This window comes from Arthrobacter sp. PvP023, assembly GCF_017832975.1.
Classification (GTDB): Bacteria; Actinomycetota; Actinomycetes; order Actinomycetales; family Micrococcaceae; genus Arthrobacter.
On the sequence record NZ_JAFIBI010000001.1, the window covers coordinates 4,692,677 to 4,706,869 of the forward strand.

The 14,193-nt window shown below is 66.3% G+C and carries 17 protein-coding genes; 7 read left to right on the forward strand and 10 right to left on the reverse strand.

Going from position 1 to position 14,193, the window contains the following annotated elements; translation table 11 throughout:
• The first annotated feature begins 91 nt into the window (after nucleotides 1-91).
• On the forward strand, nucleotides 92-829 hold the full coding sequence (locus tag JOE31_RS21315) for a GAF and ANTAR domain-containing protein (RefSeq protein WP_209747993.1): 738 nt from the start codon (nucleotides 92-94) through the stop codon (nucleotides 827-829).
• A gap of 78 nt (nucleotides 830-907) precedes the next feature.
• On the opposite strand, the gene JOE31_RS21320 is transcribed toward JOE31_RS21315, so the two are convergent.
• The 7 genes from JOE31_RS21320 to JOE31_RS21350 all read right to left on the reverse strand — a co-directional run bounded on the left by JOE31_RS21320 (nucleotide 908) and on the right by JOE31_RS21350 (nucleotide 8,131).
• Entirely contained in the window at nucleotides 908-1,264 is a 357-nt protein-coding gene (locus JOE31_RS21320; protein WP_209747995.1) for a GNAT family N-acetyltransferase, read from the reverse strand.
• On the reverse strand, nucleotides 1,261-2,607 hold the full coding sequence (locus tag JOE31_RS21325) for an acyltransferase (RefSeq protein WP_209747997.1): 1,347 nt from the start codon (nucleotides 2,605-2,607) through the stop codon (nucleotides 1,261-1,263). Before JOE31_RS21325 ends, JOE31_RS21320 begins: the two co-directional genes overlap by 4 nt.
• Nucleotides 2,608-2,690: 83 nt before the next feature.
• The gene (locus JOE31_RS21330) at nucleotides 2,691-3,083 is read right to left on the reverse strand and encodes a DUF1304 domain-containing protein (RefSeq protein ID WP_209747998.1); all 393 of its coding nucleotides are present in this window, start codon (nucleotides 3,081-3,083) and stop codon (nucleotides 2,691-2,693) included.
• Between the two features lie 90 nt (nucleotides 3,084-3,173).
• On the reverse strand, nucleotides 3,174-4,046 hold the full coding sequence (locus JOE31_RS21335) for a class II fructose-bisphosphate aldolase (RefSeq protein ID WP_209748000.1): 873 nt from the start codon (nucleotides 4,044-4,046) through the stop codon (nucleotides 3,174-3,176).
• Nucleotides 4,046-5,512 (reverse strand): GntP family transporter, encoded by a 1,467-nt coding sequence (locus JOE31_RS21340; RefSeq protein ID WP_209748002.1) that lies wholly within the window; start codon nucleotides 5,510-5,512, stop codon nucleotides 4,046-4,048. Before JOE31_RS21340 ends, JOE31_RS21335 begins: the two co-directional genes overlap by 1 nt.
• Nucleotides 5,513-5,686: 174 nt before the next feature.
• Complete coding sequence (locus tag JOE31_RS21345) at nucleotides 5,687-6,586, reverse strand: NAD(P)-dependent oxidoreductase (protein ID WP_209748004.1); 900 nt, start codon at nucleotides 6,584-6,586, stop codon at nucleotides 5,687-5,689.
• A 36-nt stretch (nucleotides 6,587-6,622) separates the two neighbouring features.
• A complete protein-coding gene (locus JOE31_RS21350; RefSeq protein ID WP_209748006.1) occupies nucleotides 6,623-8,131 on the reverse strand; it encodes a four-carbon acid sugar kinase family protein in 1,509 nt (502 codons plus the stop codon).
• Between the two features lie 152 nt (nucleotides 8,132-8,283).
• Between JOE31_RS21350 and JOE31_RS21355 the strand changes: the two genes are divergently transcribed.
• A complete protein-coding gene (locus tag JOE31_RS21355; RefSeq protein WP_209748008.1) occupies nucleotides 8,284-8,994 on the forward strand; it encodes a FadR/GntR family transcriptional regulator in 711 nt (236 codons plus the stop codon).
• A 50-nt stretch (nucleotides 8,995-9,044) separates the two neighbouring features.
• Here JOE31_RS21355 and JOE31_RS21360 read toward each other — a convergent pair whose 3' ends face one another.
• Nucleotides 9,045-9,302, reverse strand: a complete 258-nt coding sequence (locus tag JOE31_RS21360; RefSeq protein ID WP_011690141.1) for a metal-sensitive transcriptional regulator — start codon at nucleotides 9,300-9,302, stop codon at nucleotides 9,045-9,047.
• 159 nt (nucleotides 9,303-9,461) lie between these two features.
• Here JOE31_RS21360 and JOE31_RS21365 point away from each other — a divergent pair, with 159 nt between their 5' ends.
• The gene (locus JOE31_RS21365; protein ID WP_374100874.1) at nucleotides 9,462-10,343 is read left to right on the forward strand and encodes an SGNH/GDSL hydrolase family protein; all 882 of its coding nucleotides are present in this window, start codon (nucleotides 9,462-9,464) and stop codon (nucleotides 10,341-10,343) included.
• Between the two features lie 77 nt (nucleotides 10,344-10,420).
• On the forward strand, nucleotides 10,421-10,630 hold the full coding sequence (locus JOE31_RS21370) for a dodecin (protein WP_011690139.1): 210 nt from the start codon (nucleotides 10,421-10,423) through the stop codon (nucleotides 10,628-10,630).
• Nucleotides 10,631-10,642: 12 nt separating this feature from the next.
• Here JOE31_RS21370 and JOE31_RS21375 read toward each other — a convergent pair whose 3' ends face one another.
• A complete protein-coding gene (locus JOE31_RS21375) occupies nucleotides 10,643-10,840 on the reverse strand; it encodes a hypothetical protein (RefSeq protein WP_209748010.1) in 198 nt (65 codons plus the stop codon).
• A gap of 87 nt (nucleotides 10,841-10,927) precedes the next feature.
• Entirely contained in the window at nucleotides 10,928-11,824 is an 897-nt protein-coding gene (locus JOE31_RS21380; RefSeq protein ID WP_245199290.1) for a helix-turn-helix transcriptional regulator, read from the reverse strand.
• A gap of 187 nt (nucleotides 11,825-12,011) precedes the next feature.
• Here JOE31_RS21380 and JOE31_RS21385 point away from each other — a divergent pair, with 187 nt between their 5' ends.
• The 3 genes from JOE31_RS21385 to JOE31_RS21395 all read left to right on the forward strand — a co-directional run.
• Nucleotides 12,012-12,857, forward strand: a complete 846-nt coding sequence (locus JOE31_RS21385) for an aldo/keto reductase (RefSeq protein ID WP_209748014.1) — start codon at nucleotides 12,012-12,014, stop codon at nucleotides 12,855-12,857.
• 29 nt (nucleotides 12,858-12,886) lie between these two features.
• On the forward strand, nucleotides 12,887-13,858 hold the full coding sequence (locus JOE31_RS21390) for an aldo/keto reductase (protein ID WP_209748015.1): 972 nt from the start codon (nucleotides 12,887-12,889) through the stop codon (nucleotides 13,856-13,858).
• On the forward strand, nucleotides 13,855-14,193 hold a 339-nt coding region (locus JOE31_RS21395), incomplete at its 3' end, for an NAD-dependent epimerase/dehydratase family protein (RefSeq protein WP_209748017.1). The genes JOE31_RS21390 and JOE31_RS21395, both read left to right, overlap by 4 nt.

The window sequence follows — 14,193 nt, forward strand, 5'->3', positions numbered from 1 at the left end:
ACTCACCTAAACCATACGAAATTGTTGCCCGCGCCACAAGCTGACCTTTCGGCCAGAGTCCCACGGCCTCGCCCGGATCTAGACTTGAGATATGGACGAGATCACGCTGGACACATCAGTGGCGGGACAGGTGCAGGATCTGGTCATCAACAGCCAGGACGTCAACAGATTCCTGGCGGAGTTCTGTGAGCTTTCCGCCGACTCCCTCTCACGCACCCTGGGCCAGGACGTTTCCTGCGCTGTCACCCTGAACCGACACCACCGGACCACCACGGCGGCCTGGAGCAACCCGGAGGCACGCCTCTTCGACGAGATCCAGCAGAACTATGGCGACGGACCCTGCCTCCACGCGATGTCCACGGGTACCACGGTGCTGGTCCGGGATACCCGCGCTGACTCGCGGTGGCCGGAATACGGCCTCGCAGTTGCCTCACTGGGGCAGTTGAGCATGCTGGGCGTCCCCCTCACCCTGGACTCCGGCGCTTCCGCGGCGCTGAACGTGTTCGCTCCGGCCCCGGACGTCTTTAGGACTGCCGCGATTCAGAAGGCTGAGCTCTTCGCTTTGCAGGCAGAGAAGGCGCTTCGCCTCGCGGTAAGGATCAGCGTCCAGCAACAACTGGCTGAGGACCTGCGCTCCGCCATGGAGTCCCGCACGGCAATAGACCTCGCGGCCGGGATCATCATGGGCCAGAACAGGTGCTCGCAGTCAGAAGCGATGGCCATCCTCACCAAGGCTTCCAGCGGCCGGAACTTGAAACTCCGGGTCGTGGCGGAAAAGCTCGTGCAATCATTCACCCCCGGGTCGCCCTCCACGCACTTCGAGGGATAGGCAGCGGGACCACCGGCCGCATTCCCGGGAATTGCCGCACTCCGAGGAAGCGCCGCACTCCTAGGAAGCGCCGCACTCCTAGGAAGCGGTAACGGGGTCCGTGGGCGGCTGCTCGGGCCAGTCGATGAACTGGCCGTAGGCGTCGTGCTTCTTCAGGTAGCCGTAAATGAAGGGGCAATGCGGGATGATCCGTTTGCCGGCGGACACCACGTCATCGAGGGCGAAATGCGCCAGCACCTTTGCCAGGCCCTGCCCCTTGAACTCTTCCGCCGTGTCGGTGTGGATGAAGTCCACGTGCCCTGGTCTGTCCACGAAACGCGACTGGACCGCCAGCTTCCCGCCGACACGCAGCTCGTAGCGGTGAAGGGCATCATTCCGGGTGGTGGTGACGTCCGGGCTGAACGTGTCTTCAGTGGATACCGTGTTCTCCGTCATGGTTCGACATTGGCACTTAAAGGCCCCGGTGGCAATGGTCCGCCGGGGGCGCCCGGCGCGCCGCCGGGACGCACCGGAATCCGGCCAAGCAGGAGCACGGCCAGCGCAAAGCATGCGGCTCCTCCGCCCAGGAGGGCGAGCGTCAGCCCGTTGATGGCCGCGTCAACCACCGGGATGAAGACCGCCACGACGGCGAGGACCACCGCGGCGGCGGGCCGGCGGCGGGAGTGGGCTGACGCCGTCGGCCGTTCTTCCAACCGCCCGAACACAGCGAGGACAGGCAGCAGGAGCGCCATGACGCCGAGCAGGACCATCGGCCGCGACCACCACCATGCGGCGGTACCGGCCGGCGGCTTGGGGAAATCGGTGAGCAGGAGCAGCCCGGACATCGCGGCCAGCAGGGGCAGGTGCCACAGGTAGATGGTCATGGCGCGCCGTCCGGCCATCCCCACCACGGTCCGGACCCACCGTGCCGAGGCCGCACCGCTGAGCACCGGCCTGGAGAGCTGGAGCGCGGCCGCCTGCGCCGCGCCCAGGAGCAACAGGCAAAGGTTGGGGGGATTCAGGTTCACCAGCATGTTGCCGCGGTACAGCCCCAGGCCCGTCACCAGGCCCAGGATGAGGTTGCTGGCAATGATGACACCCACCAGCGTGGACGCGCCGGGCTTCCCGGGCGGGGCGTCGGCGAGCAGGAACCCCAGTTGCTGGACCGCGCACCAGAGGAACAGGATGTTGGCGTAGGCCAGCAGCGGCAGGGACCCGCGGAAGCAGTCGACGGCCACCACCAGGGCGGTGAGGCCGGCGAGTGTCAGCCAGGGTGCACGGTCATGGAGTGCCGCAAGCCAGGGGATGTTCAGCTGGGCCGCCAGGTACGCGGCCAGGAACCATAGCGGCATCCCGGCGCCGGTGACGATCAGCTCCACCACCTGCGGCTTGACGCCGGAGAGCCGCGCGGCCCACAGCCCGGCGAACATCACGGCCAGCAGCGCGGCGGCCGGGCGGACAAGCCGCAGCAGCCTGGCCTGGGCGAACTCGACGCCGTTGCCGCCGCGGGACTTGAGCCGCCGCCAGGACTGCAGTCCGGTGATTCCGCCCGCCACGAAGAAGAGCGGCATCACCATGAAGATCCAGATGACGGGCTCGAACCAGTCCTGCAGGGCGAGGGTGTTTTCGGTGGTGACGGTGCCGTCGGGGTGAAGCACGGGACTGACCATCATGGTGTGGCCCACCACCACCAGGGCCAGGCAGAAGAAACGGGCAAGGTCGATCACGGCGTCGCGGTCCGGAGCGGGCAGCTCCTGCCCTGCGCCTGCCTGCGGCTTCTGCTGCTGCGGAACACCCATTGCGCTCCTACGGAGGCGGAACGATTCTCTGCGTACTGTCCATTGTCCGCCGGGCCTCCGTCAAGGGCCAGAAGCCATGCCGCTCAGGCGGTGAGCAGCCCCAGGAGGCCGAGCACGACGGCGAGAAGCGGCGTCGTGCCTTGCGTGGCGGCCGCGCGGAGGTACTTGCGTCCGCTCAGCGCCAGGACGGCGGCAGCGAGCAGCATGGAACCGCAGGACGCGAAAATGAGGGTCCAGCCCACCAGCGGCTGGCCCCAAAGGACCGCGCCGAGGCCGATCAGCGCGCCGACGGCCAGGAACAGGTTGTAGAAGCCCTGGTTATAGGCCATCGGCCGGGTGGTCTCGGCGTCGGCCTGCGAGGCGACACCGAAGCGCTTCCACGTCGCCGGCCGGGTCCAGGTGACGGATTCCATCGTGAAGATGTAGACGTGCAGCAGGGCGGCGATGAACGCAAAAACGAGGGAGGCCGGGATCATGGCTCGATCCTAGCCTCCCCCGCCGGGAGTTTTTGTCCACTTATCGCGAGCTAACGGCCCTCCAACTCGCGATATATGGACAAAAACTCCTTACTTCGTGAGGGTGGACAGGGCGCCGCCGGCGAACTCCCTGGCCGAGGCGTTCCACTTCCCGAGCAAACCCTGGAGGTTCTCGCCGTCCGCACGATGCGGGCCGGTTTCGGATTCCAGCGTGGCCAGCACGCCGGTGCGGAGTTCGGTGTTGAAGTTCACCTTGCCCACGTTCATGGCGGCGGCCTTGACCAGCTCCTCCGCCGGAATGCCGGAGGCACCGTGCAGCACCAGCGGGATGTGGGTGCGCACTGCGATGTCCTGCAGCACGTCCCACCGCAGCTGCGGTTCCCCCTTGTACTTGCCGTGCACATTGCCCACGGCCACGGCCAGCAGCTGGGCGCCGGTGCGGGCCACGAAGTCCTCCACCTGGGCGGAGTCGGTCAGCCCGGCGGAACCTTGCGCGGAAGACCCTGTGGCGTCCGTGCCGAAAGCGCGGTCCTCGTCACCGGCCAGCCCGCCCAGTTCCGCTTCGATCACGACGTCGGCATGGCCTTGCGCTTCCAGCACGGCGCGCGCTTCGCGCACCAGGGCGATGTTTTCCTCGTACGGCAGCGACGAACCGTCCGCGAGGACCGAATCCGCCCCCGCCGCGACGGCGTCGGCAATCACCCGGAGATCGGACGCATGGTCCAGCTGCACGGCGATCGGGACGGCGGCGGAGTCCGCCAGGCCGCGGAGCGCCGTGATAAGCCGCAGCCCGTTGGGGGTGCCGGCCGTCTTCGGAGCCACCAGCAGGATGGCCCCGCGGCCGGCTTCTTCCGCCGCCTCCACCACGGCCAGGGCGGTGGTGAAGTCGTAGCATGTGAAGGCCGGGACGGCTGCGCCCTGCTGGAGGGCTGAAACTACCAGGTGGTCGAGTCGGGCACGCATCAGGCGCTCAGGCCTCCCACCAGGATCCAGGCGACGAAGGTCAGCGCGAAGCCGGCCAGTCCCAGGATGGTGGTGAGGACGGTCCAGGTGCGGAGGCCGTCGGACACGGTGAGCCCGTAGTAGCGCACCACTGTCCAGAAGCCGGCGTCGGTCACGTGGGACAGGCCCAGGGAGCCGAAGCCGATGGCGATGACCAGCACGGCGATCTGGGCGGGCGAGTAGCCGCCTTCCGCGACGGCCGAGGTCAGCAGGCCCGCGGTGGTGACAATGGCAACGGTGGCGGAACCCTGCGCTGCACGAAGGGCCAGGGAAATGATGAAGCCGAGGACGATCAGCGGCAGGCCCAGGTGGTCCAGGGTCTGCGAGAGTGCCGCGCCGATGCCGGAGGTGCGCAGCACTTCACCGAACACGCCGCCCGCGGCAACCACCATGAGGATCGAGGCGATGGGAGGCAGCGCACCTTCGAAGATCTCGCCTGTTTCGCGGAGGGACCAGTTGCGGCGGACGGCCAGCAGGAAGAACGACAGGCCGACGGCTACGAGCAGGGCCAGGAAGGGGTTGCCGACGAACGCCGCGACGCCGTACCAGAAGTTGTCCTTGCTGATGGTCAGGGTGCCTACGGTGCCGAGGAGGATCTGGACGATGGGTGCGGCGATGAGGAAGATGATCAGGCCGGGGCGCGGCGGGGCAACTGCCTGTGCTCCGGGGCCGTCGTGGCCCACGTGCACCAGGGATGTGGAACCGAATTCGTCGACCTGTGCCTTGACGCCGGGGAGCAGTTCGTATTCCTTGCGGTTCATGATGCTGGCAACCCAGTAGGACAGGAAGCCGAGGGGGATGCAGATGAGAAGTGAGATCAGCGTGATGAGCCCGATGTCGGCTCCGAAGACGCCCGCACCGGCGACAATACCCGGGTGCGGCGGTACGGCTACGTGAATGGACAGCATGATGCCGGCCATCGGCAGGCCGAACTTCACCGGGTGGACCTTGGCGATCTTGGAGAATGCGTAGACGATCGGCACCAGAACGATCACGCCGACTTCGAAGAACACCGGAATGGCCACCAGGAAGCCGACGGCGGTCAGTGCCACAGCCACCCGCTTGGCGCCGAGCTTCTCGGTGAAGTGGGAGGCCAGCGACTGGACGCCGCCGGATACCTCGATCATGCGGCCCAGAATTGCGCCCAGGGCGATCAGCAGTGCGACCTTGCCCATGGTGCCGCCAACGCCGGTGGCCACCACCGTGAAGACATCCTTCAGGGGGATCTGCGATGCGACGGCCACCAGGATGCTTACCGTCAGCAGCGCCACGAAGGCCTGGATTTTGAAGCGGATGATCATGACCAGCAGGAGTGCGATGCCGAGGGCGGCAATGGTCAGCAGCAGCGGAGTGCCCAGTTCCACGGCCGGCTTGATGGGTGCGGCATCGGCGGCCCGCGCCATCAATGAGTTGATCAGGGGATTCATTGGGGATTGTCTCCTTTGACGTCGCCGGCAACGCCCGGCGAGGTGGTTCGACGACGACGGAGGGGGGACCGCCGTCGTCGGGCTTTAGTTATATTGGAGTTTTTGTCCAGATAATGGCGCCAAAGAGCGCCCGAAGTCGCGATATCTGGACAAAAACTCCGGAGGGAGGGGTGGTTAGGCGGTGCGCTTGGTGGGGGCGACAACCTTGATGACGGCGGAGTCGTCGGCCGCGGCGAGGCCCTGTGCCTGGCCCAGGAGGTAGAGCTGCTCGGCTGCGGCGGCGACAGGGGCCGCCAGGCCGGCGGCACGGGTGGCCTTGCCCACGATGCCCATGTCCTTGACGAAGATGTCCAGGCGGCTCAGCACCTCGGCACCTTCCTCGTTGTAGGCCTCGAGGATGCGCGGGCCGCGGTTGGAAAGCATGAACGAACCCGCTGCACCGGCTTCGAGGGCCTTGAGCGTCTTCTCCTGGTCGAGGCCGAGCGCGTCGGCCAGGGCCAGGGCTTCGGCGGCGGCGGCGATGTGGACGCCGCAAAGGAGCTGGTTGACGGTCTTGAGCGCCTGGCCGTCGCCGGGCTTGTCGCCCACCACGGTGAGGGTGGAGGCCAGCAGCTCCAAGGCGGGGCGGGCCTTTTCCTGCGCCTCGGGCGATGCGCCCACCACGATCAGCAGATCGCCTTCACCGGCGCGCTTGGGGCCGCCGGAAAGGGGCGCATCCACCAGTTCGACGCCGTATTCGGCCAGCCGGTCCACCGTGGCCGGGATGGCGTCGGTACCTACGGTGCTGCCGAGGATCACAACGGCGCCCGGCTTGAGCACGGAGGCCACGCCGTTCTCGCCGAAGAGGACGTCGTTGAGCTGCTCCCCGTTGCGCACTGCCAGGAGCAGGGCGTCGGCACCTTCGGAGGCTTCGCGGGCGGAGGCGAAGGTGCGGATCCCGGCTTCTTCGGCGAGCTTCAGGCGCGGCTCGGCGATGTCGAAGCCGTGGACGGTGAGCTGGCTGGCGAGGCGGGTGGCCATGGGCAGGCCCATGGCGCCAAGGCCCAGGACAGTGATGGTGTAGTTGCTGGTCATGGTGTTCTCCATTGAATCTTGCGGTGGTGGGGAGGCTTAGAAGGTGTTGCTGAGCTTGCGGGTGACGTCGGCGAGGGACTGGTCGTCCCCCACATTGCCGGCGAACACGATGTACGGGATGCCCTTGGCGGGGCCGTCCACCGGTTCCCACAGGCTCACGATGCCCGGGAGCATGGGGCCGCGGACGATCGCGTGGCGGATTTCCAGGCCGTGCGCAGCGACGTCAGAGGACGTGATGCCGCCCTTGGCGATCACAAAGCGCGGCGGGAAGGTCTTGAGCGTGCGGTTCACGACGGCGACGACGGCGGCGGACACCGTGCGTGCGATCCGCAGGCTTTCGGCGGCGTCGTCGGTCCTGATGAGCAGGCGGCTGGTGTGGACGATGACGTCGCCGCCACGCAGCGCCTCAACCACTTTGTCCACCATCTCGTCGAGGTAGCCGGCTGCGCTATCGCCAAGCAGCTTCTCGACGTCGATCTCCACGATGCGTGCCGCGCTGTGCTGTTCGGTGAGGGCTTTGAGCTGGCGGGTGGTGACGCCGACGTGGGAGCCGACGACGATGAGCCCGCCCGCTTCCGACGGAGTATTGCCGGCATAGGCCTCTTCGCCGCTGAGCTCGGTTCGGATCTCCTGGCCGATCCGGGCGCGGACAAACGGCGGGCCCACGCGGTACAGGAGTTTCTTGCCGCGGCGTTCGGCTTCCTCGAGGCCCAGCGAGAGGGCGCGGAGGTCGTTTTCGGAGACGATGTCGGCCACGATCGGGGTGGAGTCGGTGGCGGACTCGATCGCGTCGGCGATGGCCTTGGCGGAGATTTGAGGATCGGTAGAGGCCCGGATGATGTTCAGGTCCAGGACGATCACGGAATCCGCGGCAAAGCGTCCCTGCGACTTTTCCTCCACGTACTTGGCCATTTCGGAGTTGGCGAAGCCGAAGGAGGCGTCCTTGGCGAACTCGGTCGCGGCCACCGGTGTCAGCGTGCCGGTTTCTTCCCCCGTACCGCGCATGTAGTGCACGCCGCCGATGGTGACCCGGCCGGCATCGGGAAACGCCGGAATGATGACGACGCCGTCAGTCGCCTCGCCGCTGACAGCGGAAACGGTGGCGGCGATGACGTCCGGCTCGAGCGGGTAGTGGCCGCGGAGGGTGGAGTCGCTGCGGCTCACGAACCCGAGCCGGAGGCCGGAACCGGCGCTGCCGGCTTCCGCCTCGAATGAGCGTGCCGCGGTCAGGGCGTTGCGGACGATTTCTTCGTTCCGTGCAGCAGCCTCGGCCGCGTCCAGGCTACGGGTGTTGGTCAGCACGTAGACCGCGGGCTTCGTCTGCTTCTCGCGGATGTGGGCGAACGCCCAGGTGAAATCGGCCACGTCCCAGCGGGTGAGGACAGGCAGGTCCGCAACGGACTGGGTGCCGGTGGGATCGTCGTCGAGCACTACGAGCACTCGGGGGGAGGCTGCCGAAGACGCCGCTACAGCGTCGGCAACCAGCTCAGCGGGAATCTGGACCTCTGCCGGAAAGGCTGCCAGCACATCTGCTTCAAGGGGCACTTTGCACTCCGTTGTGTATGAAATCTCTGTTGCGGGTAGGTACTTGTAAGATGTCAGACATCTAACATTTGAATGCTAGTGTGGCACAAGGCACAGGGACGCGCAAGTAGACTTGTCGGACAAATCGTCGCTCACCGCTGAACGGGGGAAAATTGGCACGTAAATCACTGGTCGGCGTGGTGGCCGATGAGCTCCTGGACCGGATCATTGCCGGCGAGTTTCCTCCCGGCTCCAGCGTTCCCGGCGAGTTGGAACTGAGCGCGAAGCACGAGGTCAGCCGCATGACAGTGCGCGAAGCCATGAAAACCCTCGAAGCACAGCGCATCCTGAGCGTGGAGCGCGGGCGGGGCACGTTCGTCAACCCGCTCAACCGCTGGGCCTCCCTGGAAGCCGTGCTCCGTGCAGCCTCGGAGGGCGTGAATGACGCCTCAGCTGCAATCCAGCTGATTGAGCTGCGCCGGATGCTGGAAACAGGGGCCTGCGAACTCGCGGCGAGCCGGATCAGCGACGCCGAGATAGGGGCGCTGCACGGCTACGTGGCAGCCATGCGCAAGGCCCATGACACCGACGACCTGGCGGGCTTCGTGGAAGCCGACCTCGCCTTCCACGACGTTATCCTCCGCGCGTCGGAGAACGTTTTTGTGGCCGTACTGTTCGAGCCGCTGCACCGCGTGCTGGAAAAGCGCCGGACGCAGACGTCCAAGTTCCGCGATATCCAGGAGCACGCGATCGGGCACCACCAGGCGATTGCCGACGCCCTGGAATCGCGGGACGCCGGACGCTCGCGCAGTGCCATGGACGCGCACATGCAGCAGACCCTGGATGACCTGAAGACATACGTGCTCGAGGCGAAAACCGCCTGACGGCTTTTGCCTCCCGGCGAGGGCGCGGCCGAAGAACGGGGTGCTCGCGGCTAGGCGAGCGAAAGGAAGAGCTTCTCCAGTTCAGCCTTGTCCAGGCTGGGGTCCTCCTGCTGCAGGCACTGCTGAAGGCCCGTGGCAATGATGGAGAAACCGGCCCGGTCCAGGGCGCTGGAAACAGCGGCCAACTGGGTGACTACACTTTTGCAGTCCCGGCCCTCTTCGATCATCCGGGTTACAGCCGCGAGCTGCCCCTGCGCGCGGCGCAGGCGGTTGATGACCGGCTTCATGTCGGCGGGATCGAGTTCCATTGCTTCCTCCGTGGCTCTAGGACTTCATCCATCTTATACCCCCCTTGGTATTGACTGCCGCTTGTGTAGCTGGAGTCACAACGGCCCGGGCCTTGGGATCACAGGGAATTGCGCCCTTCGACCCTGTTTCCGGGCCCGGGATGGGGCCACCATGGGAACGTGAGTACGTTCAGCATTCCTGGACCGGCGCGGACACCCTCCGCGGCGACCACTCCGGCTCCGCACCCCTGGAACCGATACGTGGCACTGGGAGATTCCTTCACTGAGGGGTACGGCGATCCGGAGCCACAAAGCCCCGGCGGTGTCCGGGGCTGGGCAGACCGGGTCGCGGAAGAGCTGAGCCTGGGCCACCAGGACTTCGCCTACGCAAACCTGGCGGTCAGGGGCCGCCTGCTCCAACAGATCATGGATGACCAACTGGGGCCCGCACTTGAACTCAGGCCCGACCTGGTCACACTTTCGGCCGGAGGCAACGACATTGTGTTCCGCGGCAGCGATCCGGACAAACTGGCGGAGAGGCTGGAGCCGGCCATCGGGCTCCTCAGCGCCACCGGGGCAACCGTGGTGCTCTTCACCGGCCCGGACTGGGGGAACACTCCGGTGTTCGGCCGCATCCGCGGCAAGGTAGCCATCTTCAACGAAAACCTGCGCACCTTAGCGGCCCGGCACGACGGCGTGGTGGCCGACCTGTGGACACTGCGCCAGTTGGCGGCTCCGCACATGTGGGATCCCGACCGTCTGCACTTCTCCCCGCTGGGCCACCACACCATTGCGGCCATGGTGCTGGAGACGCTCAACGTGCCCCACACCCTGAAGCCGCTGGAGCCCAAGGTGCTGCCCGCCAGCAGTTGGCGGGAGGCCAGAAGCAGTGACTTGGTCTGGGCCAAGGACTACCTTTTCCCGTGGGTGGTGCGCCGGGTCAGGCAACGGCCCGCGAACCTGGGCCTCAAAGCCAAACGACCGCAACCCGGCCCGATATTCGGTCCGGGAGTGGCGCACGGCCCCTTCCCCTCCGGCCCGCTTACCGCCGGAAAACCCTAGTCGCGCCGCGCTTCGTCCGCTAATCTGCAGGGACGGCCCGCAGTTCCGGGTGTCAATGGAGATTATGAGGAGCGAAGTTGTCGAATCACACCTACAGCATTTCTGAAATTGTCGGAACTTCAAACGAGGGTGTGGACGCTGCCGTCCGCAACGGGATCGCCGAGGCCGCCAAGACCCTCCGCAACCTGGACTGGTTCGAGGTCAAGGAAATCCGCGGCCACCTTGAAAACGGTCAGGTGGCCGACTGGCAGGTGACCATCAAACTGGGATTCCGCCTGGAGCGCTAATACCCTGAAATATCAGCGGGACGTTTCCCGCGACGTCTTGCGCCGCCAGACGGTGGGCGAGCCGTTGTAGGACGGGAAAATGTGTCCTTCAAAGAAGGTGTGGCCATCATGCGGCGCGTCCGCGGGAGCCCACAGTCCGGATGCCGGGCAGTGGGTTCCTGTGGCGCCGGCGGTGGCTACCCGCTCCCGGAGCAGTGCGATGCGCTTCATCGTTGAATCCCATCCTTGGTAGTGAAAAAATGTCTACCCCAAGGCTAGGAAAGCGGCCGGGTTCTCCCAATGGGCGTTTGCCCAGAATCAGCCCGGTTCGTGTGGCAGCTGCACAACCGCAGCGGCCGGCCCCGACGCCAAACCTTCCATTCCGGCACCGAAACTGCCCAGCAGGGTGAGTGAATCGGCCGATGCCGAACCCGGCTTCGCGGAAAATATCCGGAGGACCTGGTCCGGGTCCTCCGGCAGCACCAGGTTTTCGAAATCCAGCTCCAGGTCTCCAACCACCGGGTGCCGGAGCCGTATGCTGCCCGCTGACGGAGCGGCCACGCGGTGCCCGGCCCACCATTGGCGGAAGTGTTCGCTATGGACCGCGAGTTCACCCACCAGCTGATTGGCCTGGGCATCGTTCGGGTGCCGCCCGATATCCACGCGCAGGGCCCCGACGGCCTCGGCTGCCACAGCCTTCCACTCCGGGAACAGTTCGCGGGCGCGCGGGTCCAGCAAGAGCCAGCGCGTGAGGTTGCGCTCCCCCGCCGGCATGGCCGGGAAATCCGCAAACAGCAGGAAGGCCAACGGGTTGCCGGCCAGCACGTCGCTCCGGCGGCCCAGGACCAACGCGGGAACGTCACCCACTGCGCCCAGGAGCTGGCGAAGGGCCGGGCGGACGCCTTGGGCGGGGATCGGGGAGCGCTGCGATTCCGCGCAGTTCTCCAGAAGGTCCATCATGTGCGCCTGCTCGCTGGAATCCAGGCGCAGTGCCCGCGCCACCGAATCGAGCACCGCCCTTGACGGGTGGATGTTGCGGCCCTGCTCCAGGCGTGTGTAATAGTCCGTGCTCACATCCGCCAGCCGGGCTATCTCCTCGCGGCGCAGCCCGGGAACCCGCCGGGCGCCCGACGTTCCGGGCAAACCGGCATCCTCCGGCTTCAGCCGTGACCTCATGGCCTTCAGGAATTTTCCAAACTCGGCGCTCTGACCCATGCCTTCCATTGTGCACGGCCGGGAAGCTTCCGTTCTACAACGAACGTAGGACTGTCAGTCCTAGGAAAAGCAGGAACAGGCATGGCTACTGACAGTTCGCGGCAAACTGCATAGGCTCGAAACATAGCCAGCACGAAAGCGGTTTCCCGCTTGCCCTTCGACGATCCCTCGACCGGAAGAACCGACGATGTCCCAGACGCACCAAAACACCATCCCGCAGTTGACCCTCAACAACGGAGTCCAGATCCCGCAACTCGGCTTCGGCGTGTTCCAGGTGCCGCCGGAAGAAACCCAGCGCATCGTCGAAGATGCGCTCGAAGCCGGCTACCGCCACATAGATACCGCCGCCGCCTACCGAAACGAGGCCGGAGTGGGGGCTGCCATCGCCGCTTCGGGCATTCCCCGCGAGGACATCTTCATCACCACCAAGCTTCGCAACGGGGAACAGGGCAACGCCCACGAGGCGTTCCAGAACAGCCGCAAGGCACTCGGCGTCGAGTTCGTGGACCTCTACCTGATCCACTGGCCAGTCCCCTCCCAGGGGCTCTTCACCGAAGCCTGGAAAGCGATGGAGAAGCTCTACGCCAACAGCCAGATCCGCGCCATCGGCGTCTCGAACTTCCTCGGCGAGCACCTGGACACGCTCCTCCCGGCGGCGGACGTGGTCCCGGCGGTGAACCAGTTCGAGATCCACCCCACCTTCCAGCAGCAGGAACTGGCCGCCAAGTGCAGGGAACTCGGCATTGCCGTGGAGGCGTACAGCCCCCTCGGCCAGGGCGCCGACCTGAATGCAGCGGCTGTGAAGGATCTTGCCGGCAAATACGAGGCCACTCCGGCCCAGATCGTGCTGGCCTGGCACCTCGCCCACGGCACCATCGTCATCCCCAAGTCAGCCGATTCGCAGCGCATGCGGGAGAACCTGGGTGCCGTTGCCGTCGAGCTCTCCCCCGCCGAACTTAGCGAAATCACGGCCTTGGAGTCGGGTGCCCGTGCGGGCGCCGACCCCGCCGTCGCCGCCTTCAGCCAGATGTAACCAACCCCAGCCAGATAGGACATCTCAGCATGCAGTACACACACCTTGGCCGTTCGGGCCTGCAGGTTTCCCGCCTGTGCCTGGGCACCATGAACTTTGGACCCCAGACCGAAGAAGCGGCCGCGCACTCCATCATGGACTCCGCCCTGGACTCCGGCATCAACTTCTTTGACACCGCCAACGTCTACGGCGGCACCGACCACCGCGGCTGGACCGAGGAAATCATCGGCCGCTGGTTCGCTCAGGGCGGCGAGCGCCGCGAGCGCACGGTGCTGGCCACCAAGCTCTACGGCACCATGACGGACAGGCCCAACGAATCCAAGCTGTCCGCACTGAACATCAGGCGGGCGCTGGACGCGAGCCTCAAGCGGCTCCAGACCGACTACATCGACATCTACCAGTTCCACCACATCGACCGGAACACCCCCTGGGACGAGATCTGGCAGGCCATGGAGGTGGCTGTCCAGCAGGGCAAGATCCTCTATGCGGGCAGCAGCAACTTTGCCGGCTGGCACATCGCCCAGGCGCAGGAATCCGCTGCCCGGCGCAACTTCACCGGCCTGGTCAGCGAGCAGTCCATCTATAACCTCCTGACCCGCGACCTGGAACTGGAAGTCATTCCGGCCGCGCAGCAGTACGGGCTGGGGCTGATCCCCTGGTCGCCGCTGCACGGCGGCCTGCTGGGCGGTGTATTGAAGAAGGAGCGCGACGGCGTCCGGCGCACCGAAGGACGGGCGGCCGAAACCCTGAAAAAGCACCAGGAGCAGATCCGTCAGTACGAGGACCTGGCCGACGACCTGGGCCACGAGCCCGGAGACGTTGCCCTCGCCTGGCTGCTGCACCAGCCCGCGGTCACCGCACCGATCGTCGGCCCCCGAACGCAGGAACAGCTCGACGCTGCCATCCGCGCACTGGACGTGACGCTGGACGCCGACGCGCTCAAGCGCCTCGACGACATCTTCCCCGGGCACCGCACCGCCCCGGAAGACTACGCCTGGTGAGTTTTCCGGCAACCGTGGCGCCGCCGTCGGACATCCTGTTCATCGGCGGAACCGGCGTGATCAGCGCGGCGGCGGCAGAACACGCCGTCGCGCTGGGCCACCGGCTGACCATCCTCAACCGAGGGAAATCGGCCGGCCGGCCCACGCCGGAAGGCGCAGAAGTGGTCACCGCCGATATCCGGGACAGCGCGGCCGTGGGCGAGGCGCTGCGGGGCCGCACCTTCGACGCCGTGGCGGACTTCATTTCGTTCACCCCGGAGCATGCCGCGGCCGCCATCAAGCAGTTTTCCGGCAGGACCGGCCAGTACGTGTTCATCAGTTCCGCTTCCGCCTAC